Origin of the sequence: Nocardioides panacisoli, from assembly GCF_039537325.1 — a bacterium.
In the GTDB taxonomy this organism is placed as follows: domain Bacteria; phylum Actinomycetota; class Actinomycetes; order Propionibacteriales; family Nocardioidaceae; genus Nocardioides; species Nocardioides panacisoli.
The window spans coordinates 48,692-60,716 of sequence record NZ_BAABAH010000014.1; the positions used below are offsets into that span (position 1 = coordinate 48,692).

A 12,025-nucleotide genomic window follows, 5' to 3' on the forward strand; every position below is an offset into this window, starting at 1 on the left:
CGTCCGGCAGCCAGCGGCCAAGTAGGGGCATGGACGAGCCGCAGACGACCGAGGTGCACCGCATCGGCGAGGACCCCGACGCCCTGGAGGCGTTCTACCGGCAGCACCTGCCCGCCGTGCAGCGCTTCGTCGCGCGCCGTGTCTCCGACGCCCACCTCGCCGCCGATCTCACGGCCGACGTGTTCGTCGCCGCGATCGACAACGCGCGGAGCTACCGCGCGGACCGGGGCTCACCGGGAGGCTGGCTGATGGGGGTCGCCCGGAACGTCGTGGCCTCCGAGTTCCGGCGCCAGCAGCGGCACCGCTCCGCCGAGCGCCGGATCTCCGGGCGGCGGCTCGTCGACGCCGACGCCCTCGCCCGGATCGAGGACCGGATCGACGTCGAGCGGGAGGCGCGGGAGCTGTACGCCGCCCTCGCCGCCATCCCCGAGCGCGACCGGGCGCTCATCGAGCTCGTCGCCCTTGACGGGCTCTCCGTCACCGACGCCGCCGCCGTGCTGGGGGTGAAGCCGGCCACCGCGCGGGTTCGGCTGCACCGCAGCCGGGCCCGGGTCCAAGCACACCTGCGGCCACCGCTCGCCGACGCGGTGGCCGCTCTCAACCTGGAGGTACAGCCATGACCACCCGCGCACCCCTGGACGGGTTCGAGAACGCGCTGCTCACCGAGCTGCGCCAGCACGTCGCCACCCGTGCGCCGGCAGCTGCCCGGCCACGGCTGAGGCGGCGCCTCACCGCCGCCGGGGCCGCCCTCGGCGCCGCCGTCGCCGTCACCGCCGGCGGCCTCGCCCTGCGGCCCGACGCCGCGTTCGCGGTCGACCCGCAGGCCAATGGCGACATCGTCGTCACCATCTCCAGCCTCAAGGACGCCGACGGGCTCGAGAGCGCGCTCCGGGCGCAGGGCGTCGACGCCGAGGTCGACTACTCCGCCGACCTGCCCCCCGCACCGGAGCCCGGCGACAACGGCGGCACCGTCACGCACTCCGAGCAGCCCGGAAGCGGCGACACCGGCGGGACGCTCGAGCGCCACGACGCCCCCAAGGGGACGCCGGCTCCTGCCGGGCCGTGCGGTGACGCACCGCCCACCGCCGCGGAGCGGGACCAGTCGACCGTGTCGGTCGAGCGCTCCGGGGACGGCGTGACGTTCACGCTGTCGAAGTCCTTCGTCGACTCCGACACCCAGGTCCACATCACGACGAGCGGTGAGGACGACGGCGCGGCCGGGATCATGGTGCAGGTCGAGAAGCACTGCTGACGACGTACCGACGACGACGGCCCCGGATCGCTCCGGGGCCGTCGTCGGTCTCGATACGCGCTCGTTCCTCGCGCTACTCGACCACCGGGGGTCAGGCGGGGATGGTGACGGCCTGGGCGCGGTTGGCCGCGCACACGACCGCGCGCAGCGACGCGGTGACGATGTTGTGGTGGATACCGATGCCCCACACGATCTCGCCCGCGACCTCGCACTCGACGTAGGCCGCGGCGACCGCATCGCCGCCCGACGAGAGCGCGTGCTCGGCGTAGTCGAGCACCCGGATCTCGGCGCCGGCCTGCTGCATGCCGTCGACGAACGCCGCCACCGGACCGTTGCCGCGTCCGGAGAAGGTCCGGTGCTCGCCGCGCACGGCGAGGTGGACCTGCTGCTCGTCGTCGCCGTCGGCGTCGGTCTGGGAGGTCCAGCTCTCCAGGGAGTACGGCGTCTCCCGCTCGAGGTACTCGCGCTTGAAGATCGCCCAGATGTCTTCCGGCGTGACCTCGCCACCCTGGGTGTCCGTGTGCTGCTGGATGACCCGGCTGAACTCGATCTGCGCGCGGCGCGGCAGGTCGAGGTTGTGCTCGGCCTTGAGGACGTAGGCGACGCCGCCCTTGCCGGACTGGCTGTTCACCCGGATCACGGCCTCGTAGGTGCGGCCGACGTCCTTGGGGTCGATCGGCAGGTACGGCGCCTCCCACGGGATGTCGCGCACCGAGATGCCCTGGTCGGCGGCCCGCTTGTCGAGATCCTCGAGGCCCTTCTTGATGGCGTCCTGGTGGGAGCCGGAGAAGGCGGTGTAGACCAGGTCGCCCGCGTAGGGGTGGCGCGGGTGGACCGGCAGCTGGGTGCAGTACTCGACAGTGCGACGGATCTCGTCGATGTCGGAGAGGTTCACCTGGGGGTCGATGCCCTGGCTGAACAGGTTCATGGCGAGGGTGACCAGGTCGACGTTGCCGGTGCGCTCGCCGTGGCCGAACAGGCAGCCCTCGACCCGGTCGGCGCCGGCCATCAGCGCCAGCTCGGTCGCCGCGACCGCGGTGCCGCGGTCGTTGTGCGGGTGCAGGCTGATCGCGGTCACGTCACGACGGGTCAGACCGCGGCCGAAGTACTCGATCTGGTCGGCGTAGGTGTTCGGCGTCGACATCTCGACGGTGGCCGGCAGGTTGAGGATGATCTCCCGGCCGGGCTCGGGCTGCCACACGTCGGAGACCCGCTCGCACACCTCGAGCGCGAAGTCGGTCGGGGTCTGGGTGAAGATCTCCGGGCTGTACTGGTAGCCGAAGTCGGTGTCGCCGGGGCCGGTGAGCAGCTGCTCGGCGTACTTCATCACCCACTCGGTGCCGCGGGTCGCGATCGCGATGCACTCGGCCTCGGTGACGTTGAAGACGATCCGCTGGAACAGCGGGGCGGTCGCGTTGTAGAGGTGGACGGTCGCCTTGTCGGCGCCGACGAGCGACTCGACGGTGCGCGAGATCAGGTCCTCGCGGGCCTGGGTCAGCACGGAGATCCGTACGTCGTCGGGGACCCGGTCCTCCTCGATGAGCTGGCGCACGAAGTCGAAGTCGGTCTGGCTGGCCGACGGGAAGCCGACCTCGATCTCCTTGTAGCCCATCCGGACGAGGAGCTCGAACATCTTCAGCTTGCGGCTCGGGCTCATCGGGTCGATGAGCGCCTGGTTGCCGTCGCGCAGGTCGGTGGAGAGCCAGCGCGGCGCGGAGGTGATCTTGCGGTCGGGCCAGGTGCGGTCCGGCACGGTCACCGGCTCGAAGGCGGTGTACCGCCCGAAGGGCATCCCGCTGGGCTGCTGGGAAGGAATGGTGGTCATGAGTTCCTCGACTGTGGTCGGTGGGCGCCGGGCGCGCGACTCACTCCGCAGCGAGGGGGTCCGGCTTTCAGACCTCGCTGCGGCCGCTAAGGAGCAGAACGCGCTTCATGACGACCCGAGGCTAGCACGTAGTCTCGGCCGCGTGCCTCGGTTGCTCGTGGTCCACCACTCCCCCTCGCGGTCGATGCAGGCGCTGACCGCGCAGGTGGTCGCGGGTGCCGGCGACGACGCGATCGAGGGTGTAGAGGTCGTCGTACGACCGGCGCTGGAGGCGACGGCGGACGACGTGCTCGCGGCCGACGGCTACGTACTCGGCACGACCGCGAACTTCGGGTACATGAGCGGGGCGCTCAAGCACTTCTTCGACTCGACGTTCCTGGCCGTCGGCGGCAGCCTCGACCCCAGCGGTGCGGCAGCGGAGGCCGACGGCGACGACGGGACCAAGGGTCGTCCCTACGGGCTCTACCTGCACGGCCGCTACGACCTCACGGGCGCTGTGCGGTCGGTGCAGTCGATCGTCGGCGCGCTGGCGTGGAAGCAGTCCTACGACGTGCTCGAGGTCCTGGGCGAGGTCGGCGAGGAGCAGCGCGCGGCCGCCTACGAGCTGGGCGCTACGATCGCCGCACTGCTGAGCAATTGACCGCTTCGGAGGGACGACCTTGACGCACCGGCGCGCCGTGGCGGCGCTGTGCGCGGTCGCCGGGGTGGTGGCGGCGCTGGCGCTCGGCGGGTGCAGCGCCGAGGACCAGGGCGGCAACGTCGACCCGGACCTGGTCGACGCGACGGACCCGCCGCCGGACGACGCCTGCCGGATGCTCACCCCTGAGGACGTCGAGCAGCCGGCCAACGCGACCAAGACCGTCGCCTGCTCGGCCAAGCACACCGCGCAGACGTTCCTCGTCGAGGACCTGCCGGCCGGCTACGACGACGCGGGATACGACGACCAGGACGTCGGCAAGTACGCCTACGAGGCGTGCTCCAAGGGGTTCGCCAAGTTCGTCGGGGCCGACGAGAGCCTGGTCCTGCGCACGATCCTGAGCTGGGCATGGTTCCGGCCGTCCGAGACCGCCTGGGGCAAGGGAGCGCGCTGGCTCAGGTGCGACGTCGTGGGCGGTGCCGAGGGCAGCTCGAGCTACCGACCGCTGCCCACCACGACGAAGGGACTGCTCCTCGGGCTGCCCGACGACCAGTGGCTGGTCTGCGCCAGGGGCGACACGTTCGAGCGCAGTGAGAAGCTCCCGTGCTCGGAGAAGCACGACTGGCGCGCGGTCAGCACCGTCACGGTGGGCAAGGCCGGCGAGTCCTATCCCGGTGACAAGGTCGTTGCCGGCCGTACCGATGCGTTCTGCCGCACCTCGGTGCAGGCGTGGCTCAACTACCCGGCGACCTTCAAGTTCGCCTACACCTACTTCCACCAGGCCGAGTGGGACGCCGGCAACCGGCGCTCGGTCTGCTGGGCGCAGACGGACCAGTGACGCAGATGCAGGGCGTACGACGAGCCGCGGGCGCTCTGGTCGCCGTACTCCTGCTCGCGGGGTGCGACGACGGCGGCTCCTCGACTCCTCCGCCGGAGCACACGACGGCGCCGACCCCGCCGCCGTCCGCGGCGCCGCCGCCGCCGGGCCCGAAGACCGGCGAGTGCTACACGCTGACCTTCAAGCAGGCCGTCGCGCCGACGAGCAAGCGCAAGCCGCGCTCGTGCGACGAGCCGCACACGTCGGAGACCTACGACGTCGGCGACCTCGACACGGTGGTGGACGGGCACCTCGTCGCCGTCGACTCCGACCGGGTCCAGGAGCAGATCTCGCAGGCCTGCCCTGCGGACCTGAGCGCGTTCCTCGGCGGGGACCTCACGGACCTGCGGCTGAGCATGATCCGCCCCGTGTGGTTCACACCGACCGTGCGCGGGTCCGATCGCGGCGAGAACTGGTACCGCTGCGACGCCGTCGTCGTCGCCGGGGACAACGAGCTCGCCGAGCTCGACACCAGCCTCGAGGGCGTGCTGGGCAAGGACGACGGCCGAGACACCTACGCCATGTGCGGCACCGCGGCCCCCGACGCCGACGACTTCGAGCGGGTGCAGTGCTCGAGCCAGCACACGTGGCGCGCCATCGCCGTCGTCCCGTTCACCCCCGGCCCCTACCCCGGCGTCCAGGCTGCCGAATCCCGCGGCCAGACCCCCTGCGAGAACGCCGGCCTCGACGTCGCCGACGACCCCCTCCAGTTCGACTGGGGCTACGAGTACCCCACCGCCGACCAGTGGGCCGCCGGCCAGACCTTCGGCCGCTGCTGGGCCCCCGACTAGTCGCCGAATCTTTCCCCGTGCCGCGCCGAATCTTCCCCCGTGGCGCGGCGAATCTTTCCTCGTGCCGCGGCGAATCTTTCCTCTTGCCGCGCCGAGCCTTGCTTCACGTCGTGTCAGCTCGCGCGCGCCGTGCCGGATTGTCGCGGCCCAGCTTCCGTCCACAGGACCGGCATCGAGTGGCGTCGTCCACAAGCGTTTCCCTCGCCGTCGTGCGTTCCGTCCCCGGGCGGAAATCTCCACCCCATGGATGCTTCTCCCCGACTGCCTGACACGCCGTTCTGTCTGGTCGACCTGCCGCAGCTCGGACTCAGCCGGCACGCGCTCGACCAGTTGATCCGGCAAGGACGTGTGCGGCGCGTGACGACGAACGCGTACGTCGACGCACGCCTCCCGTGGACGGTGGAGCTTCGCGCCCGGGCGATGATCCGCGTCCTCCGCCCTCACGAAGTCCTGTGTGACCGCACCGCCGCCTGGATCTGGGGCGTCGATGCGTACAGCTGGAGCGACCTCGACCAGCCGCCGATCGAGACTGCAGCGCGGATCGGCAGGAACTCGTGCAAGCGACAAGCGGTGTCCGGACACACCCGCGACCTCGCCGACCGGGACGTCACGGTCGTCGGTGGTGTCCCGGTCACGACTCCGCTGAGGACCGCACTGGACCTCGGCTGCATTCTCGAGCGCCGCGACGCGCTCGCAGCGCTTGATGCACTTCGACGTCTGCACGGCATCGAGCTCGGTGAGCTCAGCGCCGCCGCGACTCGGTTCCGTGGCCGCCGCGGCGTCGTACAGCTGCGCGAGCTCGTACCCCTGAGCGATCCGCGCGCCGAGTCGCAACGTGAGTCGTGGACCCGACTCGCGATCGTCGACGCCGGGCTCCCCTCCCCCGAGCCACAAGTCTGGATCGAGGTGGACGGCGTACCGGTCTACCGGCTGGACCTCGCCTACCGTCGCCGGCGCGTGGCCGTCGAGTACGACGGCTGGGACGCGCACGAACGCAACGAGCAGCAGCGAAGGCACGATGAGGAGCGGCGCGCATGGCTGCGGGCACACGGCTGGGTCGTGATCGTCGTACGCAAGGGAGACTTCACCGGTGAGGCGCTGGCCCGGTGGCTCGGCGAGGTGCGCGAGGCTCTTCGTTCGCCGTACTCCAACCGCCGGAGGCTCGAGCGCGGCGACCGCCTCCGCGACGCGTGAGCGCATTTCACAAGATTCGGCGCAGCATGCCGCAAGATTCGGCGCGTCAGGAGGGAAGATTCGGCGGAAGGAAGGGGTCAGAAGCCGAGCTTGCGGAGCTGGCGGGGGTCGCGCTGCCAGTCCTTGGCGATCTTGACGTGCAGGTCGAGGTAGACGGGGGTGCCGAGGAGGGACTCGATCTGCTTGCGGGCGGTGGTGCCGACGTGGCGGAGGCGGGCGCCCTTCTTGCCGATGACGATGCCCTTCTGGGAGTCGCGCTCGACGTAGAGGTTCGCGTGGATGTCGAGCAGCGGCTTGTCCTCGGGGCGGCCCTCGCGGGGGAGCATCTCCTCGACCACGACTGCGATCGAGTGCGGCAGCTCGTCGCGGACGCCGTCGAGGGCGGCCTCGCGGATCAGCTCGGCGACGAGCACCTGCTCGGGCGCGTCGGTGAGGTCGCCGTCGGGGTAGAGCGGCGGGCCCTCGGGCATCTGCGCGATGAGCACGTCGCTCAGCAGCTCGATCTGGTCGCCGGCCACCGACGAGACGGGGACGACCTCTGCCCACTCGGTCTTCGTCTCCTCGCCGAGCGCGGCGATGTCGAGCAGGTGCTCGGCGATCCGCTGCGGGGAGGCGAGGTCGGTCTTGGTGGCGACCGCGATCTTCGTCGTACGGCGGGCCTTGGCCAGCTCGTTGACGATGAACCGGTCGCCGGGGCCGATCTTCTCGTCCGCCGGGAAGCAGACGGCCACGACGTCGACCTCCGCCCAGGTCGACATCACCAGGTCGTTGAGCCGCTCCCCCAGCAGGGTCCGCGGCCGGTGCAGGCCGGGCGTGTCGACGAGCACGAGCTGACCGTCGGGACGGTGCACGATGCCGCGCACGACCGTACGGGTGGTCTGCGGCTTGTCGGAGGTGATCACGATCTTCTGACCGACCAGCGCATTGGTGAGCGTCGACTTCCCCGCGTTCGGCCGCCCGACGAAGCACGCGAAGCCGCTCCGGTAGCCCTCCGGAGTGTCCACCGCGCCGAACACCGGCGCGGGAAGCGGCCGGTCGCCGAAGGCCTCGTCGAAGTCCTCGTCGAGCTCGTCGTCGCTCATCGCCGCGCCGCCTCGTCGTACTCCGCCCAGATCTCGGCGTCGGACTTCCCGGCCGCCTTGCCGGCGCGCCAGATCGGCCCGGGGTCGACCTTCCGCGGCTGTCGCGCCTCGACCGAGCGCCAGTAGCCCATCACGTCGTAGCGGTCGCTCGGCAGCTTCCGCTCGCGCATCAGGTGCTTGCGGATCGCGCGCATCTGCGCGGACTCACCGGCCATCCAGAAGTACCCGTCGCCCGCCGGCCAGTCCATCGTCTCGACCACGGCGGCCAGCCGGCTGGAGCCGGCCGGCGGTGTCAGCCAGGTCGTGTCCGCGCCGCTCGGGAGGTAGCCGTCGAGCTCCTCGGGCAGGTCCGCGACCTCCGCGTGGATCCGCGTCGGTACGCCGTGCGCGTGCTCCTCGGCGATCCGGGCCATCGCGGGCAGGGCGGTCAGGTCGCCGACCAGCAGCAGCCAGGCGGCGTCGTCGGGCATGGAGAACGAGCCCTTCGGCTCGGTGATCGTCACCCGGTCGCCGACGCACTCACCGCTCGCCCACTCGGTCACCAGCCCGACCTCGTGCACGACGACGTCGAGCACCAGCTCGGTCCCGTTCCACGACCGCACCGTGTAGTAGCGGCTCTGGAACTGTCCGGGCACGACCAGCCCGACCCACTCGTCGGGGATCCCGGTCGAGACGAACCCCGACAGGCCCGCGCCGCCGAGCGTGAGCCGCACCAGGTGGGGGCTCAGCTGGTCGCGCCGAAGGACCTCGGCGGCGTACTCCTGGGCCCGGGTGCTCACCCGACGAGCCTACCGAGGCCGCTCCTCCGGGATCCCCCCGGTCAGTTCGCCAGGATCTTCTGGAACGCGACCTTCGAGACGTCCAGCGGGTTGGGGAGCTGGGACTCGTCGGCGCCCTTCGCCTTGAGGTAGAGGATGTCGGTCGCGACGGACTGCGACAGGGTGGCGACGATGATGCCGTCGAACTGGGCGCTCTTGAGCTGCCACGCCGTCGACTGACCGAGACCGTTCGTGTTGACCTGCGCGGTCACGTCCCCGGCCGCCTTGATCTGGATCGTGGTCCCGTCGGGCAGCGTCCCCGACGGGCAGTTCAGGCCGTCGACCAGCAGGCCGAAGGCCTGCGCGGCCTCGTCCGGGGTGTCGTAGACCTGGATCTCCTGGACGATCGAGGCGCCGACGGCGTTGTTGTCGAGCTCCGTGCCGCCATGGGCCTGCGGCGGGACCTGCGCGTCGATGCCGGGCGAGCCGGGCGCGGCGCACGGCAGCGCGCTGTCGTCGTCGCTCGGGGTCGGACCGGCGGTGAAGCCGTAGCCCTGGAGGTCGTCCGGCACCAGCAGCGCCGGCGTCACCTGGTCGTCGGTCAGCGGGGTCGAGGTGCTCGACGCGGTCGAGTCGGTCGCCGACGACGTCGATGCGGACGCACTCGTCGAGGAGCTGCTCGGAGCCGACGACGATGTGTCGCTGTCGGACGCGCTGTCGTCGCCGCCGGAGTTGCAGGCGGAGGCCGCCAGGCACAGCGAGACGGCCGCGACCGCCAGCAACGTACGCCGGCCGTTTCGTGCAGGACGGAACATCGGGAGCTCCTCAGAGGCGTCGGGAGACGTGACCCCCCGAGGCTAGGTAAGCGGATGCCCGGGTGGATATGGCCCGAACGGGTCAGACGCCGAAGCCGGGCCGCAGCGGGTAGCCGCTCACGCCGTTCTCGTCGGTCTTCGTCGCCAGGACGTGGTGCAGCTGGATCTCGTTGCGCTCGAACGCGATCCGGGAGCCGACCATGTAGAGGCCCCACACCCGCGCGGTGCCCTCGCTCGTCTCGGCGACGCAGGCGTCCCAGTTCTCCACCAGGTTCTCGCTCCAGCCCTGCAGCGTCTTGGCGTAGTGGATCCGGATGTTCTCGTGGTGCTGCACCTCGAGCCCGGCGTTCTCCACCTCGCGCACGATCGTTCCGGAGCCGATCAGCTCTCCGTCGGGAAAGACGTAGCGGTCGATGAACGCACCCGCCTTCGGGCTCTTGGTGCTGTCGTCCCGCGTGATGCAGTGGTTGAGCAGCCGGCCCTGCGGCTTGAGCTTGTCGCGGAGGGACCCGAAGTACGCCGGGTAGTTCGCCACGCCGATGTGCTCGGTGAGCCCGATCGAGCTGACGGCGTCGAAGTCGCCCTCGGGCACGTCGCGGTAGTCGGAGAACCGCACCTCGGCCAGGTCGTCGAGGCCCTGCCGCTTGATCTCCTGGGTCGCCCACTCCGCCTGGTTGCGCGACAGCGTGACGCCGAGCGCCTTGACGCCGTAGTGCTTGGCGGCGTGGCGCACCATGCCGCCCCAGCCGCAGCCGACGTCGAGCAGCCGCTGACCGGGCTGGAGGTCGAGCTTGCGGCAGATCAGGTCGTACTTGTTCTCCTGCGCCTCCTCCAGCGTCGCGTCCTCGGTGGGGAAGACGGCGCAGGTGTAGGTCATCGAGGGACCGAGGACGTACTCGTAGAACGCGTTCGACACGTCGTAGTGGTGGTGGATCGCGTCGGCGTCCCGCTCCTGCGAGTGCCGGCTCCACTGCGTGACCGCACGCAGGCCCTCGAGCCGGTGCCGCCAGGCGGGCAGGTGCTCCTGCGGCGGCGGCGCCGGCGGCACCAGGTTGCGCAGCCCCAGCGCGCGCACCAGCTCGATCACCTGCGAAGGGCGCGGGATCCCGAAGTCGGTGTGGTCCTTGAGCAGCGAGAACGGCCCGTAGGGGTTGCCCGGGTGGGCGCCGTGCAGCGCGATGTCACCGGCGACGTACGCCCGGCCGAGGCCGAGGTCGCCCGGCGCGGTCAGGAGGTAGGACAGCGCGCGGGGGCTGGTCAGCTCGATCGTGTACGGCGAGTCCTCCGGCCCGGCACTGCTCCCGTCGTACGCCGTCAACCGCAAGGGCAGTCCGTCGGGGAACAGGGACGCGATCGTGGGGGCAATGTCGGTCATCTGCTGCGCACCGCCTTGTCGTAGAGGTTGGTCAGTCGGTCGTCGGGGTCGTAGCGACGCTTGACCTCGGCCAGGTCGGCGCCGCTGTAGAGATCGTCGAAGGTCTCACGGTCGTAGAACGCCTCGGAGTAGAGCGACTTGTGGCCGCCGAGCTCGTGCACCTTCTCCTCGATGGCCCGGTTCTTCGGTGCGTTCACCGCGTCGGGGCCGACGTGGACGGTGCCCCAGAAGCCGGCGTTGACGTAGGCACGGCCGGGCTCGAGCGGGTACGTCGTCCACGCCCTGCCGCCGGCGGAACCCTTGGCGACCAGCGGGCACAGCCACACCGGTCGCATGCCGATCTCGCGGTCGAACCAGTCCAGGAACTCCGGCAGCCGCTCGACCGGGACCTCGATGTCCTGCACGACGCGCTCGCGCAACGGTCGGCCGGCGCGCCGGTCGAGCCGGTCGGCGACCGCGAACCGGCGGTCCAGCTTGAGCAGCTTCATGTACACGTCCGACCGGCGCAGCCGCCGCGGCCAGACCCGGCGGACCAGCGGGTGCTGCGCGCCGAACGCGCCCGAGCACCAGAACCAGTCGGTGTCCCAGCGCCACAGGTAGTCGTAGATCGTCAGCAGGTCGGTCTCGCGCTCCTGGATCGAGCGGTAGAAGACCTGCTGGCCCGCGTAGTCGCTCGGGGTCTCGTGACGGTCGCCAGGGCGACCTCCTCGACCACCGGAGGAGGGCAGCTCGTCGGTCCAGCGGGCGAGGGTCAGGTAGTACTCCCCCGGCTCGAAGGCGACGCCGTCGAGCCCGTGCACCGGCTGCCCGTCGTGCTCCCCGCTGGCCGTGATCTCCTCGATCGTCTTGGCGAGCAGGCCCGCGTCGTCGAAGCGGAGGTGCTGCAACGCGACGTACGGCGGCACCTCCTCGAGCTCGATCCGCAGCCGGGTCGCGTAGCCCAGGCTCCCGTAGGAGTTGGGGAACGCGTCGAACAGGTCGTCGCCCGGCCGGGTGGTCACGACCTCGCCGGCGCCGGTGAAGACGTCCATCTCGACGACCGACTCGTGCGGCAGGCCGTTGCGGAAGCTGGTCGACTCGATCCCCAGCCCCGTGACCGCGCCGCCGAGCGTGATCGTGCGCAGCTGCGGGACGACGTACGGGATCAGGCCGTGCGGCAACGTGGCGTCGACCAGGTCCTCGTAGGTGCACATGCCCTGCACGTCGGCGGTCCGCGCGACCGGGTCGACCTCGATGACGCCGGTCAGACCGGTGACGTCGAGCCCCGGCGCCGTGGTCGCCGACCGGGCCCGGAACAGGTTCGTCGTGGGTTTCGCCAGCCGGACGGTCTCTCCCCGCGGGATCGCTGCGTACGACGCCGCGAGCCGCTCGACCGCCTTCTGGTGCTCCTCCCGAGCAGCCTCAGCCATGAACTCCACC

12 protein-coding genes are annotated in these 12,025 nt (G+C 71.1%); 6 read left to right on the plus strand and 6 right to left on the minus strand.

Features of this window, described 5'->3' with window-relative positions:
• Window positions 1–29: 29 nt before the first annotated feature.
• Window positions 30–620, plus strand: a complete 591-nt coding sequence (locus ABD709_RS16880) for an RNA polymerase sigma factor (protein WP_344777544.1) — start codon at window positions 30–32, stop codon at window positions 618–620.
• Entirely contained in the window at window positions 617–1,252 is a 636-nt protein-coding gene (locus ABD709_RS16885) for a hypothetical protein (protein WP_344777546.1), read from the plus strand. The genes ABD709_RS16880 and ABD709_RS16885 overlap by 4 nt, the downstream gene beginning before the upstream one ends.
• Before the next feature lie 91 nt (window positions 1,253–1,343).
• On the opposite strand, the gene leuA is transcribed toward ABD709_RS16885, so the two are convergent.
• Entirely contained in the window at window positions 1,344–3,077 is a 1,734-nt protein-coding gene (gene leuA, locus ABD709_RS16890; RefSeq protein ID WP_344777548.1) for a 2-isopropylmalate synthase, read from the minus strand.
• A 142-nt stretch (window positions 3,078–3,219) separates the two neighbouring features.
• Here leuA and ABD709_RS16895 point away from each other — a divergent pair, with 142 nt between their 5' ends.
• The 4 genes from ABD709_RS16895 to ABD709_RS16910 are packed head-to-tail and all read left to right on the plus strand — an operon-like array spanning window position 3,220 to window position 6,576.
• Window positions 3,220–3,717 carry a flavodoxin family protein gene (locus ABD709_RS16895; RefSeq protein WP_344777550.1) on the plus strand — a complete coding sequence of 166 codons (498 nt, stop codon included), beginning with the start codon at window positions 3,220–3,222 and terminating at the stop codon, window positions 3,715–3,717.
• A gap of 19 nt (window positions 3,718–3,736) precedes the next feature.
• Window positions 3,737–4,552, plus strand: a complete 816-nt coding sequence (locus ABD709_RS16900; RefSeq protein WP_344777552.1) for a septum formation family protein — start codon at window positions 3,737–3,739, stop codon at window positions 4,550–4,552.
• Window positions 4,553–4,557: 5 nt separating this feature from the next.
• Window positions 4,558–5,382, plus strand: coding sequence for a septum formation family protein (locus tag ABD709_RS16905; RefSeq protein WP_344777681.1), 825 nt, complete (start codon window positions 4,558–4,560; stop codon window positions 5,380–5,382).
• A 39-nt stretch (window positions 5,383–5,421) separates the two neighbouring features.
• Window positions 5,422–6,576 (plus strand): hypothetical protein, encoded by a 1,155-nt coding sequence (locus ABD709_RS16910; protein WP_344777554.1) that lies wholly within the window; start codon window positions 5,422–5,424, stop codon window positions 6,574–6,576.
• A gap of 77 nt (window positions 6,577–6,653) precedes the next feature.
• Here the strand turns inward: ABD709_RS16910 and era are convergent, their stop codons facing one another.
• The 5 genes from era to ABD709_RS16935 form a co-directional block, all read right to left on the minus strand.
• Window positions 6,654–7,658, minus strand: a complete 1,005-nt coding sequence (gene era / locus ABD709_RS16915) for a GTPase Era (RefSeq protein ID WP_344777556.1) — start codon at window positions 7,656–7,658, stop codon at window positions 6,654–6,656.
• Window positions 7,655–8,437, minus strand: a complete 783-nt coding sequence (locus ABD709_RS16920) for a siderophore-interacting protein (RefSeq protein ID WP_344777558.1) — start codon at window positions 8,435–8,437, stop codon at window positions 7,655–7,657. Before ABD709_RS16920 ends, era begins: the two co-directional genes overlap by 4 nt.
• A gap of 41 nt (window positions 8,438–8,478) precedes the next feature.
• Window positions 8,479–9,231, minus strand: coding sequence for a hypothetical protein (locus ABD709_RS16925; protein WP_344777560.1), 753 nt, complete (start codon window positions 9,229–9,231; stop codon window positions 8,479–8,481).
• 82 nt (window positions 9,232–9,313) lie between these two features.
• Complete coding sequence (locus ABD709_RS16930) at window positions 9,314–10,606, minus strand: class I SAM-dependent methyltransferase (protein ID WP_344777562.1); 1,293 nt, start codon at window positions 10,604–10,606, stop codon at window positions 9,314–9,316.
• The gene (locus ABD709_RS16935) at window positions 10,603–12,015 is read right to left on the minus strand and encodes an FAD-binding oxidoreductase (protein ID WP_344777564.1); all 1,413 of its coding nucleotides are present in this window, start codon (window positions 12,013–12,015) and stop codon (window positions 10,603–10,605) included. Before ABD709_RS16935 ends, ABD709_RS16930 begins: the two co-directional genes overlap by 4 nt.
• Between the last annotated feature and the right edge of the window lie 10 nt (window positions 12,016–12,025).

What these genes read in the sequence shown, in the direction of transcription:
- ABD709_RS16880 (WP_344777544.1), top strand. Translation starts at nt 30, where the DNA reads ATGGACGAGCCGCAGACGACCGAGGTGCACCGCATCGGCGAGGACCCC.
- ABD709_RS16885 (WP_344777546.1), top strand. Translation starts at nt 617, where the DNA reads ATGACCACCCGCGCACCCCTGGACGGGTTCGAGAACGCGCTGCTCACC.
- leuA (WP_344777548.1), bottom strand. Translation starts at nt 3,077, where the DNA reads ATGACCACCATTCCTTCCCAGCAGCCCAGCGGGATGCCCTTCGGGCGG.
- ABD709_RS16905 (WP_344777681.1), top strand. Translation starts at nt 4,558, where the DNA reads ATGCAGGGCGTACGACGAGCCGCGGGCGCTCTGGTCGCCGTACTCCTG.
- era (WP_344777556.1), bottom strand. Translation starts at nt 7,658, where the DNA reads ATGAGCGACGACGAGCTCGACGAGGACTTCGACGAGGCCTTCGGCGAC.
- ABD709_RS16925 (WP_344777560.1), bottom strand. Translation starts at nt 9,231, where the DNA reads ATGTTCCGTCCTGCACGAAACGGCCGGCGTACGTTGCTGGCGGTCGCG.
- ABD709_RS16930 (WP_344777562.1), bottom strand. Translation starts at nt 10,606, where the DNA reads ATGACCGACATTGCCCCCACGATCGCGTCCCTGTTCCCCGACGGACTG.
- ABD709_RS16935 (WP_344777564.1), bottom strand. Translation starts at nt 12,015, where the DNA reads ATGGCTGAGGCTGCTCGGGAGGAGCACCAGAAGGCGGTCGAGCGGCTC.